Origin of the sequence: Streptomyces sp. NPDC058758 (genome assembly GCF_042746075.1) — a bacterium.
In the GTDB taxonomy this organism is placed as follows: Bacteria; Actinomycetota; Actinomycetes; order Streptomycetales; family Streptomycetaceae; genus Streptomyces.
The window spans coordinates 146912-159680 of record NZ_JBHYPS010000004.1; the positions used below are offsets into that span (position 1 = coordinate 146912).

Genomic DNA, 12769 nt, shown 5'->3' on the forward strand with positions numbered 1-12769 from the left:
GGGGGCGTCACGCCTTCACGAGGTCCGGCTTCCGGTCCGCTCCGGCGTCCCGGGCCGCCAGCCCCTCGCCCTCCACGTCCACGTTGGGCAGCGCCCGGTCCAGCCACTTCGGCAGCCACCAGGCCTTGTGGCCGAGGAGCGCGAGGACGGCGGGGACGATCGCCATGCGGACGACGAAGGCGTCGAAGAGGACGGCGACGGCGAGGCCGAAGCCGATCATCTTGATCATCTGGTCGGTCATCCCGATGAAGCCGGAGAAGACCGCGATCATGATCACCGCGGCGGCGGTGACCACCCGGGCGCTGTGCCGGAAGCCGGTCACGATCGCCTCGCCGGGCCGCTCGCCGTGGACGTACGCCTCGCGCATCCGGGTGACGAGGAAGACCTCGTAGTCCATGGCGAGGCCGAAGACGACGCCCACCATGAAGATCGGCATCATCGACATGATCGGGCCGGTCTGCTCGACGCCGAACAGGCTGCCCAGCCAGCCCCACTGGAAGACCGCGACGACGGCGCCGAGGGCGGCGACCACCGAGAGCAGGAAGCCGAGGGCGGCCTTGAGCGGCACCAGGACCGAGCGGAAGACCACGGTCAGCAGGACGAAGGCGAGGCCGACGACGAGGGCCAGGTAGGGCACCAGGGCGTCGTTCATCTTCTGCGAGAAGTCGATGTTCATCGCGGTGGCGCCGGTGACGAGGACGTCGTCGCCGGTGGCGCCGCGGATGTCGTGGACCAGGGTCTCGGTGGCGCCGGAGGACGGGCGGTCCTTCGGGATCACCGTGATCATGGCGGCGTCGCCGGCCTTGTTGGGCGTGGCCGGGGTGACGGCGGCGATGCCGTCGAGGCCCTTGATGGTGGCGACCGTCTTGTCGGCGGTGGCCTTGTCGCCGTCGACGACGACGAGCAGCGGGCCGTTGAAGCCGGGGCCGAAGCCGTCGGAGAGCAGGTCGTAGGCGCGGCGCTCGGTCGCGGAGACCGGCTTCACGCCGTCGTCGGGCAGGCCCATCTCCAGCGAGGCGGCCGGGATCGCGACGGCGCCGAGGCCGAGGACGCCGGCGAGCAGGACGAGGACGGGGCGGCGGATGACGAAGCGGGCCCAGCGGGTGCCGGCGTTCGGCTTCGCGGCCTTCCCGGCCTCCTCGGTGCTCCCGGGGTTTCCGGCGCCCTTGCGCTGCTTGCGGCCGATCACCTTGTCGCCGGCGAAGCCGAGCAGGGCCGGGATCAGGGTGAGGGCGATCAGGACGGCGATGACGACGGTGCCGGCGGCGGCGAAGCCCATCTTCGTCAGCATCGGGATGTTGACGACGGCGAGGCCGACGAGGGCGATGACGACGGTGAGTCCGGCGAAGACGACGGCCGAGCCGGCGGTGCCGGTGGCGCGGCCGGCGGCCTCCTCCTTGTCCCGCCCGTCGGCCAGTTCGGCGCGGTAGCGGGAGACGATGAAGAGGGCGTAGTCGATGCCGACGGCGAGGCCGATCATCATCGCGAGGGTGGAGGTGGTGGAGCCGAGGTCCAGGACGTTCGCGAGCGCGGTGATCGTGGAGACGCCGATGCCGACGCCGATGATCGCGGTGAGCAGCGGCAGTCCGGCCGCGACGAGCGAGCCGAAGGTGACGACGAGGACGATGCCGGCGATGACCACGCCGACGATCTCGCCGGCGCCGGTCTCGGGCATGGTCTGGAGGGCGTCGCCGCCGAGCTCGACGGTCAGGCCCTTGCCCTGGGCCGCGCGTCCGGCCTGCTGGAGGGCCTCACGGGTCTCGTCGGTCAGCTCCATCCCGTTCACCTTGTAGGCGACGGAGACGTAGGCGGTGGAGCCGTCCCGGGAGACGGCCTGGGCCGTGTAGGGGTCGGTGACGGAGACGATCTGGTCCGAGCCGGACCTCAGCGCGGCGACGGTCTCCTCGACGACGGCCTTGGAGGCCGGGTCGTTCATCGTGCCGCCGTCGGGGGCCTTGAAGACCACCCGGGCGGTGGCGCCGTCGGCGCCGGCTCCGGGGAAGCGCTCTTCGAGCAGGTCGAAGGCGCGCTGGGCCTCGGTGCCGGGGATGGAGAAGGAGCTGGAGGTCGCGGCGGGCGCGGTGGCGGCGCCGACTCCGGCGAGCGCGAGGAGCGCCACCCAGAGGAGGGCGACGAGCCGTCGGCGCCGGAAGGCGGTGCGGCCCAGCTTGTACAGGAAGGTGGCCACGGGTGCGTACTCCCATTGTGGGGCGGGACAGGGCATGGGGAGCCGGCCCGACGGCGTGAGCGGTGCGCAGTCAGGTGGAGCGGGGACGAACGGTGGTGCGGGTCAGACGCCGAGTGAGGGGAGCACGACGGCGTCGACGTAGGCGCTGAGGAAGGCGTGGTCGACCGGCTGGTCGTCGACCAGCGGGCGGGCGACGAACGCCCCGATCAGCATGTGCGGGACGAGCTTGAGCGCCGGGTTGTCCGGGGCGATCTCGCCGCGCCGGACCGCACGGGCGAGGACCTCGTCGAAGCTGTTCAGCTCGGGTTCGATGAGCAGCTCGCGCAGGGCCCGGTGCAGGTCCGGGTTGTCGTGGACGGCATGGGCCAGACCCCGCATCAGCGCGGTGTCCTTCTCCATCTGGCAGTCGTCGGTCAGCTCCATGAGGGCCTGGAAGTCGCCGCGCAGCGAGCCGGTGTCGATCTCGGTGATGTTGACCGGCTTGTTGGAGCGCAGGGCCCGGGCGACCAGCTCCGGCTTGCTCCCCCACTGGCGGTAGAGGGTGGCCTTGCTGGAGTGGGTGCGGGCGGCGACGGCGTCCATGGTGAGGGCGTCGTAGCCGACCTCGCGGAGGAGGTCGAGCACGGCCGCGTACAACTCGGACTCCCGCTCGGGAGTGAGTCTGCTGCGGGCCATGCCGTACCTCCGGACCGAACGAAACGGTTTCGTACTCTTCGTACGGTACGAAGGTACCCCGGCTTCCAGCGAAACGAAACCGTTTCGTACGTGTCCTGGGCCACACGCCCCGCCCGCGGATCCTCCCGTACGGGTTGCCGCACCCCCTCCGCGCGGAAAGCATGAACGGGTGAGTGACGACGTGGCCTACCTCCGCTTCCCGCACCTCCACGACGACCTGCTGTGCTTCACGGCCGAGGACGACCTCTGGGTCGCCCCGCTCGCCCCCGAGGGGCGCAGTCCCGGCCGCGCCTGGCGGCTCACCGTCGACCGCACCCGGGCCGGACACCCCCGCTTCTCCCCCGACGGGCGCCACATCGCCTACACGAACTGGCGCAGCCTCGACCCCGAGATCCACCTCGTGCCGGTCGACGGCGGCCACGCCCGGCAGCTCACCCACTGGGGCTCCGCCGACACCCGCGTCTGCGGCTGGTCGCCGCCCGGCGAGGACGGGCGCTCCGACATCCTCGCCGTCTCCTCGCACGGCCAGCCCTTCTCGTACTTCTCCTGGGCCTACACGGTCGCCACCGACGGCTCCCCCGGCAGCAAGATGCCCTGGGGACCGGTCTGCGACATCGCCGTCCGGGACGTCGACGGCGAGCGCCGCACCCTCCTGCTCACCGGCACCCCGCCGCACGAGCCGGCCGCCTGGAAGCGCTACCGGGGCGGCGCCACCGGACGCCTCTGGCTCCACGGCCAGCGGCTCCTGCCGGACCTCGGCGGCCACCTCGCCGACCCCATGTTCGTCGCCGCCCCGCCCGGCGAGGAGGGGTACCGGATCGCCTTCCTCTCCGACCACGAGGGCATCGGCAACCTCTACTCCTGCCGCCCCGACGGCACGGGCCTGCGCCGCCACACCGACCACGCCGACTTCTACGCCCGGCACGCCTCCTCCGACGGGCGCCGGATCGTCTACCAGTGCGCCGGCGAGCTGTGGATCGCCGAGGACCTGAGCGCCGGCGGCACACCGCGCCGCCTGGAGGTGCGGCTCGGCGGGCAGCGGGCCGGCCGGCGGCCGTACCAGGTGCCCGCCGCCCAGCACGTCGACGCGCTCTCCGTCGACGAGACCGGCCGGGCCAGCGCCGTCGGCGTGCGCGGCAGCCTGTACTGGCTCACCCACCGGGACGGGCCCGCCCGCGCCATCACCGACACCCCCGGCGTCCGCGTGCGGCTCCCCGAGATGCTCGGCAGCGGCGGCCAGATCGCCTACGTCACCGACGCCGAGGGCGAGGACGCCGTCGAGATCGCCTACCTCCCCCGGGCCAGCGGCGACCGGCCGCCGCGCCGGCTCGCCGCCGGGGAGCTCGGCCGGGTCGAGGAACTCGTCGCCGACCCCGACGGCGAACGCCTCGCCATCGCCTCGAACGACGGCCGCCTCCTCCTCGTCGACGCCACGGAGGATTCCAACGGCGAGGTCACCGAACTGATCCGCTCCGTCAACGGCCCCGTCCGCGACCTCGCCTTCTCCCCCGACGGCGCCTGGCTCACCTGGTCCCACCCCGGCATCGGCCGCTCCCTGCGCTCCATCAAGCTGGTCCGCATCTCCGGCCCCGGCCCGCGCACGGTCATCGACGTCACCAACGGCCGCTTCGAGGACGAGAACCCGGTCTTCACCAGCGACGGCCGCTACCTCGCCTTCCTCTCCTGGCGCGGCTTCGACCCGGTGTACGACGTCCACACCGGCGACCTGTCGTTCCCGCTCGGCTGCCGCCCCTACCTGGTCCCGCTCTCCTCCGCGACCCCCTCCCCCTTCGCGCTGCTGCCCGACGGGCGGCCGGCGGCCGGCGGCATGGACCCGGCCGACGACGGCGCCGACAGCGGCGACGGCACGGTCACCGTGGAGATCGAGGGCCTGCCCGACCGGGTCACCCCCTTCCCGGTCGCCGCCTCCAAGTACTCGGCGCTCGCCCCCGTCACCGGCGGCGGGCTCGTCTGGCTGCGCTGGCCCATCTCCGGCGCCCTCGGCGAGACCTTCGCCAACCCCGCCGACACCTCCGGCCGCCCCACCCTGGAGCACTTCTCCGTCGTCAAGGCCCGCCGCACCGAACTCGCCCGCGACCTCGACTGGTTCGCCGTCAGCGGCGACGGCACCCGGCTCGTCGTCTTCGACGAGGGCGAACTGCGGGCCGTGCCCGCCACCGAACCCGGCGACAACGACTCCACCGTCTACCTCGACCTGCGCCGCATCCTCCACGACGTCGACCCCGGCGCCGAGTGGCGCCAGTCCTACGCCGAGGCCGGCCGGATCGTCCGCGCCTACTTCTGGGAGCCCGGCATGGGCGGCGTCGACTGGGACGCCGTCCTCGACCAGTACCGGCCGCTCCTCGAACGGGTCGCCTCCCCCGACGAGTTCGCCGACCTGCTCCGCGAGGTCATGGGCGAACTCGGCACCTCCCACGCCTACGTCACCCCCGCCCGGCGCAACGAGGGCCCCCCGCACTACCAGCGCCCCCAGGGCCTCCTCGGCGCCAACCTCGTCTGCCGGGACGGCGGCTGGGTGGTGAAGCGGATCCTGCCCGGCGAGTCCTCCGACTCCAAGGCCCGCTCCCCGCTCGCCGGCACCGGCATCCGCGAGGGCGCCGTCCTCACCCACGTCGACGGCCGGCCCGTCGACCCCGTCGCCGGCCCCTACCCGCTGCTCGCCGGCACCGGCGGCACCACCGTCGAACTCACCTTCACCCCGGCCGGCGGCGAGGGCCGCTCCCGCCGGGTCGCCGTCGTCCCCCTGATCGACGAACGCCCCCTCCGCTACCAGGACTGGGTCGCCAAGCGCCGGGCCGTCGTCCGCGAACTGAGCGGCGGCCGCTGCGGCTACCTCCACATCCCCGACATGGGCGGCTCCGGCTGGGCGCAGTTCAACCGCGACCTGCGGATGGAGGTCTCCCGGCCCGCCCTCATCGTCGACGTGCGCGGCAACGCCGGCGGGCACATCAGCGAACTCGTCGTGGAGACCCTCACCCGGAGGATCATCGGCTGGGACCTCACCCGGGGCGCCCAGCCCGTCAGCTACGCCTCCAACGCCCCGCGCGGCCCCGTCGTCGCCCTCGCCGACGAGGCCACCTCCTCCGACGGCGACATGATCACCGCCGCCTTCAAGCTCCTCGGCCTCGGCCCCGTCGTGGGCCAGCGCACCTGGGGCGGGGTGGTCGGCATGACCGGCCGCCACAAGCTCGGCGACGGCACCCTGATCACCGTGCCGATGAACGCGGCCTGGTTCACCGAGTGGGGCTGGTCCGTGGAGAACCACGGCGTCGAACCCGACCTCGCCGTGCTGCGCACCCCCCTCGACTGGGCCGAGGGGCGGCACGCCCAGCTCGACGACGCCGTCCACCGGGCCCTCGCCCTGCTGGAGGCCGAGCCCGCGGCGAGCCCGCCCGGCTACGACTCCGTGCCGGACCGCTCCCGGCCCGAGCTGCCGCCGAGGTCCAGCTCGTAGGCGGTGCCGAGTTCGCCGTCCTCCAGCGTCACGGCGCCCACGGCGCCGAAACCGGTGCGGGCCAGGACCGCCCGGGAGGCGTCGTTGCCGTGGGACACGACGGCCGTCAGCCGGCGGAGCCCGTACTCCCCGGCCGCCCGCCGGATCACCTCGCGCACCCCGAAGGTGGCGAGGCCCCGGCCGGTCGCCTTCTCGGCGAGCCGGTAGCCGAGTTCGGCGGTGCCCGCCTCCGGGTCCACGTGGTTCAGGTTGATCCGGCCCAGGATCTCGCCGTCCCCGGTGACGAGCACGTGGAAGTGGAGCTCCCCCGCCTCCTGGGCCTCGACCAGCTCCCGGTGCCGGGCGTCGAACTCGGCGAAGTAGGCGTCCCCCCGGTCGGGCACGCGGCCGGCGAAGAAGGCCCGGTTCCCGGCCTCGAAGGCGAGGAGGGCCGGGGCGTGGTCGGAACGTATGCGTTCGAGTGCGACGGACATGCGGTGAGCGTACGAAGATCCTCGCGCCCGCGCGCGTGAGTTACGCCACGGCCCGCGCACGCGCGGAAGGCGCACCCGGCGTCCCGGGTGCGCCTTCCGTGGCAGGACGGGCTTCAGGCGCCGTCGCGACCGGTGCGCTCGCGCAGCTCGCGCTCCGCGCGCTCCTTCGCGTCCTGGGCGCTGTCGCGGCCCTGGGAAGCGCGCTGGGACGCCTCGTCCTTGGCGTTGGCGTCCTTGCCCTTGCCCATGGCGTCCTTGGCGCGCTCCTGGAGCTCCTGCGCCTTGTCCTGGAACTGGTCCTTGATGCCCATGAAGGTTCACTCCTAGACGGGTGTGAGGGGTGCGGGGGCGGCTTGCCCCCGGGCCTCGACCAGCCTTGCACGAGCGAACACTCCACGCATGTCGATCAGTTACTGTCCGTGGCGGACGCGCTCACGCCCTCTCCGTCCGCGCCTGCTCGTCCGCCGCGCCGCCCGCGCCCACCAGGCCCTTGGAGACCGAGGCCAGCCGGGGCTCGAAGCGCTTCATCTCGCGCTGCCCGACGGTGGCGATGACGCCCGGCAGATAACCGCGGATCGACTGCATCCCGCGCAGCCACCACTGTGCGTACACGTGGGCCGAGCGGCGCTCGATGCCCGCGACGATCCGGTCGACGGCCGGGCCGAGCGGGTAGGTGCGGTTCGACGGCCACGGCAGCCGCTGCCGCAGCTCCTTCATCACGTCGTCCTGGTCCGCGCCCCGCACCATGTCGGTGTCGGTCCACGAGAGGTAGCCGACGCCGACCTTCACGCCCTTGTACGCCACCTCGGCGCGCAGGCTGTGCGCGAAGGCCTCGACGCCCGACTTGGAGGCGCAGTACGCCGTCATCATCGGGGCCGGGGTGATCGCGGCGAGCGAGGCGATCTGGAGGAAGTACCCCCGGGACTCCATGAGGACCGGAAGGAAGGCGCGGCCGGTGACCGCCCCGCCGATCAGGTTGACCTCGATCACCCGGCGCCACGCGACCGGGTCGGAGTCGACGAACGGGCCGCCCGCCGCGACGCCCGCGTTGGCGACGACGATGTCGACCTTGCCGAACCGCTCCTTGACCTCGGCGGCCACCCGGGCCATCGCCTCGTGGTCGGTGACGTCCGCCTCCCACCAGTCGGCCTCGGTGTGCAGCCGGCCGGCGACCTCCTTGAGGAGCTCCGGCTCCAGGCCGACGAGGGCGATCCTCGCGCCGCGCGCCGAGAGCTTGCGGGCGAGCAGCTCGCCCACGCCGCGGGCGCCGCCGGTGACGACCGCCACCTGCCCTTCCAGACTGACCCTGCTCATGCTCCTGCCTCCTTGCCGGTCGGGTGCGCTCCGAGGTACGTGAGCGTCAGTTCGCGGATCTGCGCGGTGACGGCCTCCGGGGCCTCGACCGGCGTCATGTGGCCCATGCCGGCCAGTTCGGTCAGGCCGGTGCAGTGCGGCAGCGCCTCGGCCATGGCCCGGGAGTGGACCGGCGGGGTGAGCCGGTCGGCGGTGCCGACGAGCACGGCGGCCGGCACCCGCAGCTCCCGCACGGCCGCCTCCAGGTCGAGGCCGGCCAGCACCTGCGACCAGCCGTACCGGGAGGGGCGCGGGCAGGCGTGCACGATCCGGGCGCAGGCCTCGACCCGGTCGGGCGCCGAGCCCGGTCCCATCGTCGCGTACTTGAGGACCTTCTTCGAGATGCCGTTGACCGGGCCCAGCGGCGCCTTCGAGCCGAGGACGGCGCCGGTCAGCCGGGTCCGCAGCCCGCCGGGGCCGAGCGGCACCACGGTCGCCTCGGAGGTCAGCCGGGACGGTCCGGTCGAGCAGAGCAGGACGGCGGCGACGTGGTCGCGGAAGCCGGGGCGGCCGGCCGCGGCCATGATCGTCATGCCGCCCATGGAGTGGCCGGCGACGACGGCCCGCTCGCCGGGGCCGAGGGTGGCGGCGAGCACCGCCTCCAGGTCGTCGGCGAGCGCGGTGGTCGAGTAGCCGCCGGGGGCGGGGACCGGGGAGCGGCCGTGGCCGCGCTGGTCGTAGGCGATCACCCGGTGGTCGGCGGCCAGGGCGCGGATCTGCTCGGCCCAGAAGGATATGGAGCAGGTCCAGCCGTGGGCGAGGACGACGGCGGGCGCGCCCTCGGGGCCGTACGCCTCGGCGTGCAGGGCGGCGCCGTCGGCGGAGCGGACGGTGAGCACGCGGGGTTCGGGGAGCCGGATCACGAGGCGGCCTCCTTCTTGCGGGCGGCGCGGCGGGCGGCCGGCTCGGGGGTGGCCCTGACGGGCTCGGGGGCGCGGAGCACCTCGTACTCGGAGAGGTCGACCTGCCGGGTCTCGCGGCGGAACTCGCCGGTGGTGCCGGGCCACAGGGTGGTGTTGCGGCCGTTGGCGTCGAGGTACCAGCTGTCGCAGCCGCCGGCCTTCCAGACGGTCCGCTCCATGCGGTTCTGGACCTTGCGGTTCCAGGCGTTCACGGCGGAGGGGCGGGCGGCGAGCGCGGCCCGGCCGCCCAGCACGTTCAGCTGGCGGAGGTAGTCGGCCATGTAGTTCAGCTGGGACTCGATCATGAGGATCATGGAGGAGTTCCCGAGGCCGGTGTTGGGCCCGATGATCGTCATCCAGTTGGGGAAGCCGTCGACGGTGGCGCCGCGCAGCGACTGGACGCCGTCCTTCCAGTGCTCGGCGAGCGAGCGGCCGTCGGCGCCGAAGACGAGGTCGGCGACCGGCATGTCGGTGACGTGGAAGCCGGTGCCGAAGACGATCGCGTCGACCTCGGTCTCGCTGCCGTCGGAGCCGACGACGACGTTGCCGCGGACCTCCTTGAGGCCGCCGGCGACGACGTCGACGTTGGGCCGGGCGAGGGCCGGGTAGTAGGCGTTGGAGAGCAGGATCCGCTTGCAGCCGATGCGGTACGAGGGGGTCAGCTTGGCCCGCAGCGCCGGGTCCTTGATGGACTTGGCGATGTTGGCCTTGGCCAGCTTCTCGACCAGGCCCAGCTCGCCCGGGTGCTTGGTGAAGGCGCCGACCTGGAGCTCCCGGATGCCCCACAGGATGCCGCGGCGCAGGGTGGCGGTGACGGGCAGCTTGCGGTGCAGCCAGCGCTCGGGGCCGCTGATGGCCCGGTCCATGCGGGGCATCACCCAGGGGGGCGTGCGCTGGAAGAGGGTCAGCTTCGCGACGTCGGGCTGGATGGCGGGGACGATCTGGATGGCGGAGGCGCCGGTGCCGATCATGGCGACGCGCTTGCCGCGGAGGTCGTAGTCGTGGTCCCAGCGGGCCGAGTGGAAGACCTTGCCGGTGAAGCCGTCGAGCCCCGGGACGTCGGGGATCTTGGGGTCGGAGAGCGGGCCGGTGGCGGAGACGACGACGTCGGCGCTGAAGGAGCCGGAGCTGGTCTCGATCCGCCAGCGCAGCTCGTCGGCGTCCCACTCCATCCGTTCCACCTCGTGGTTCAGCCGCAGGTGCGGCCGGAGTCCGAAGGTGTCGGTGACGTGCTCCAGGTAGGCCCGGATGTGCCGCTGGCCGGAGAAGGTCCGGGGCCAGTCGGGGTTGGGCGCGAAGGAGAAGGAGTACAGGTGCGAGGGCACGTCGCAGGCGCACCCGGGGTAGCTGTTGTCCCGCCAGGTCCCGCCGACGGAGTCGGCCCGCTCCAGGACGACGAAGTCGGTGATCCCCTCGCGGCGCAGCCGGACGGCGGCCCCGAGACCTCCGAACCCCGATCCGATCACCGCCACCCGAACGTGCTCGTGCTTCGCCATGCCGCCTCCCGTGCGCCCGGCCCAATTCCGCCAGCAATCACTGGCACAGTCGGACTGTAGAGCAGCTCCATACCGAGCGGTAGGGGTCGGACGAGGGAAAGTTACCGGCGGTACAACATAGGCTGGCGAGTGTGGCAGAACGATCAGGGAACCCGCCCCGCGAGTACCGGATGGCAGAACTGGCCGAGGAGGCCGGCATCACCGTCCGCACGCTCCGCTTCTACCGCGAGCGCGGCCTGATCCCGCCGCCCCGCCGCGAGGGCCGCATCGCCTGGTACGACGAGCGGCACCTGGCCCGGCTGCGCACCATCGCCGCCCTGCTCGAACGCGGCCACACCCTGACCGGCATCGCCGACCTGACGACCGCCTTCGAATCCGGCCGGGACGTCGGCGAGGTCCTCGAACTCGGCACCCCCACCGAGGAGGAGCCCGTCCGCCTCACCCCCGAGGAACTGGCCGACCACTTCGACGGCGAGGTCACCCCGGAGAACCTCGCGGCGGCCCTCGACCTCGGCTACCTGGCGACCGACGGCGAGGAGATCGTCCACGTCAGCCGCCGCCTGCTCGACGTCTCCGCCGCCCTGGTCCGCGAGGGCGTCCCCCTCGCCGAGGTCCTCAGGGCCGGCGCCCGCGTCCGCGAACACGCCGAAGCCCTCGCCGCCCTCTTCGCCGAGGCCCTGGGCCCCCACGTCAAGGACGGCGACCTGGACCGCCTCCGCCCCCTCGCCAAGCACGTCGTCGAGGCGGAACTCTCCCTGGCCCTCGACCGCCGCCTGCGCGGCTGAGCCCGCTACAGCTCGTACACCGCCGTCACGGGCGCGTGGTCGCTCCAGCGCTCGCCGTGGGTGGCGGCCCGCTCGACGTACGCCTTGACGGCCTTCGCCGCCAGGCCCGCCGTGGCCATCTGGTAGTCGATCCGCCAGCCCGCGTCGTTGTCGAAGGCGCGGCCCCGGTAGGACCACCAGGAGTACGGGCCCTCCTGGTCGGGGTGGAGGGCGCGGAGCACGTCGACGTAGCCGCCGTCGGCCTCGTCCAGGACGCGGGTGAGCCACGCGCGCTCCTCGGGGAGGAAGCCGGCGCTCTTGCGGTTGGCCTTCCAGTTCTTGAGGTCCGCCTCCCGGTGGGCGATGTTCCAGTCGCCGCACACGACGACCTCTCGGCCGTCGGCGGCGGCGCGGACCCGCAGTTCCTTGAGGTAGGGCAGGAACTCGCCCATGAAGCGGTACTTCTCGTCCTGCTTCTCCGTCTCCGCCTCGCCGGAGGGGAGGTAGAGGCTGGCGACGGTGACGCCGGGCAGGTCGGCCTCGACGTAGCGGCCCGAGCCGTCGAACTCGGTCGAGCCGAAGCCGACGCGCAGGGCGTCGGGCTCGCGGCGCAGGTAGAGGGAGACGCCGGCGCGGCCCTTGGCGGCGGCGGGGGCGTGGGCGGTGAACCAGCCCTCGGGGGCCCGCACCTCCTCGGGCAGCTGCGCCTCCTCGGCGCGCACCTCCTGGAGGCAGACGGCGTCGGCGGGGGACCCCGCCAGCCACTCGACGAAGCCCTTCTTGGCGGCGGCGCGGAGACCGTTGACGTTCGCGGTCGTGACAGTGAACATCCCGGGAGAATACCGACACCGGCCGATCGCATACACGTACGATCTCCGTCATGCGCATCCAGCCCACCCCCTACGACCACCCCGACGCCGTGAAACTGCAGGACGCGGTGCAGGCGGAGTACGTGGTCCGCTACGACGGCGAGGGCGACGTCACACCGCTCGACCCGTCGATGTTCGTCCCGCCGCACGGTCTGTACCTCCTCGCCTACGACCCCGAGGAGCGGCCGGTCGCCAGCGGCGCCTGGCGCCGCCAGGACGAGAACGACGAGGGGTACGCCGACGGCGACGCCGAACTCAAGCGGATGTACGTGATACCCGAGGCCCGCGGCCTGGGCCTGGCCCGCCGCATCCTGGCCCTCCTGGAGGACGACGCCCGCGCCGCCGGCCGCAGCCGCATGGTCCTGGAGACCGGCACGGCCCAGCCCGAGGCCATCGCCCTCTACACCTCCAGCGGCTACGAGCCCTGCGCCAAGTTCGGCCACTACCGCGACTACGAGAGCAGCCGCTGCTTCGCCAAGCCGCTGGTCTGAGGCGCCGGTGCCGCGCCCGGGACCGGGGGCCGCGGGGCCTCCTCCGGGCGGGACGGCTCCCCGGCCGGGCGGGCGGACGCCCG

Annotated in this window: 11 protein-coding genes; 3 read left to right on the top strand and 8 right to left on the bottom strand. The window is 73.4% G+C overall.

Annotated features, from left to right (window positions below):
* Nucleotides 1-7 precede the first annotated feature (7 nt).
* Both ACFW6A_RS07145 and ACFW6A_RS07150 read right to left on the bottom strand, forming a co-directional pair.
* The gene (locus ACFW6A_RS07145) at nucleotides 8-2188 is read right to left on the bottom strand and encodes an MMPL family transporter (protein WP_351850634.1); all 2181 of its coding nucleotides are present in this window, start codon (nucleotides 2186-2188) and stop codon (nucleotides 8-10) included.
* A gap of 102 nt (nucleotides 2189-2290) precedes the next feature.
* Nucleotides 2291-2863, bottom strand: coding sequence for a TetR/AcrR family transcriptional regulator (locus tag ACFW6A_RS07150; protein ID WP_351850632.1), 573 nt, complete (start codon nucleotides 2861-2863; stop codon nucleotides 2291-2293).
* Between the two features lie 169 nt (nucleotides 2864-3032).
* Here ACFW6A_RS07150 and ACFW6A_RS07155 point away from each other — a divergent pair, with 169 nt between their 5' ends.
* A complete protein-coding gene (locus ACFW6A_RS07155; RefSeq protein WP_351850630.1) occupies nucleotides 3033-6338 on the top strand; it encodes a S41 family peptidase in 3306 nt (1101 codons plus the stop codon).
* Here ACFW6A_RS07155 and ACFW6A_RS07160 read toward each other — a convergent pair.
* From ACFW6A_RS07160 to ACFW6A_RS07180, 5 genes are all read right to left on the bottom strand, one after another.
* Nucleotides 6281-6811 (bottom strand): GNAT family N-acetyltransferase, encoded by a 531-nt coding sequence (locus tag ACFW6A_RS07160; protein ID WP_351850628.1) that lies wholly within the window; start codon nucleotides 6809-6811, stop codon nucleotides 6281-6283. The genes ACFW6A_RS07155 and ACFW6A_RS07160 overlap by 58 nt on opposite strands.
* Before the next feature lie 113 nt (nucleotides 6812-6924).
* A complete protein-coding gene (locus ACFW6A_RS07165; protein ID WP_200425745.1) occupies nucleotides 6925-7122 on the bottom strand; it encodes a hypothetical protein in 198 nt (65 codons plus the stop codon).
* Between the two features lie 121 nt (nucleotides 7123-7243).
* On the bottom strand, nucleotides 7244-8125 hold the full coding sequence (locus tag ACFW6A_RS07170; protein WP_351850626.1) for an SDR family oxidoreductase: 882 nt from the start codon (nucleotides 8123-8125) through the stop codon (nucleotides 7244-7246).
* Nucleotides 8122-9027, bottom strand: a complete 906-nt coding sequence (locus tag ACFW6A_RS07175) for an alpha/beta hydrolase (RefSeq protein ID WP_351850624.1) — start codon at nucleotides 9025-9027, stop codon at nucleotides 8122-8124. The genes ACFW6A_RS07170 and ACFW6A_RS07175 overlap by 4 nt, the downstream gene beginning before the upstream one ends.
* The gene (locus ACFW6A_RS07180; RefSeq protein WP_351850622.1) at nucleotides 9024-10562 is read right to left on the bottom strand and encodes an NAD(P)/FAD-dependent oxidoreductase; all 1539 of its coding nucleotides are present in this window, start codon (nucleotides 10560-10562) and stop codon (nucleotides 9024-9026) included. The genes ACFW6A_RS07175 and ACFW6A_RS07180 overlap by 4 nt, the downstream gene beginning before the upstream one ends.
* Nucleotides 10563-10732: 170 nt before the next feature.
* Here ACFW6A_RS07180 and ACFW6A_RS07185 point away from each other — a divergent pair, with 170 nt between their 5' ends.
* Nucleotides 10733-11347 carry a MerR family transcriptional regulator gene (locus ACFW6A_RS07185; protein ID WP_351850662.1) on the top strand — a complete coding sequence of 205 codons (615 nt, stop codon included), beginning with the start codon at nucleotides 10733-10735 and terminating at the stop codon, nucleotides 11345-11347.
* Between the two features lie 5 nt (nucleotides 11348-11352).
* Here the strand turns inward: ACFW6A_RS07185 and ACFW6A_RS07190 are convergent, their stop codons facing one another.
* Nucleotides 11353-12156 carry an exodeoxyribonuclease III gene (locus ACFW6A_RS07190; RefSeq protein WP_351850620.1) on the bottom strand — a complete coding sequence of 268 codons (804 nt, stop codon included), beginning with the start codon at nucleotides 12154-12156 and terminating at the stop codon, nucleotides 11353-11355.
* Nucleotides 12157-12206: 50 nt separating this feature from the next.
* Between ACFW6A_RS07190 and ACFW6A_RS07195 the strand changes: the two genes are divergently transcribed.
* Nucleotides 12207-12686, top strand: a complete 480-nt coding sequence (locus ACFW6A_RS07195; RefSeq protein ID WP_351850618.1) for a GNAT family N-acetyltransferase — start codon at nucleotides 12207-12209, stop codon at nucleotides 12684-12686.
* Nucleotides 12687-12769: the final 83 nt, after the last annotated feature.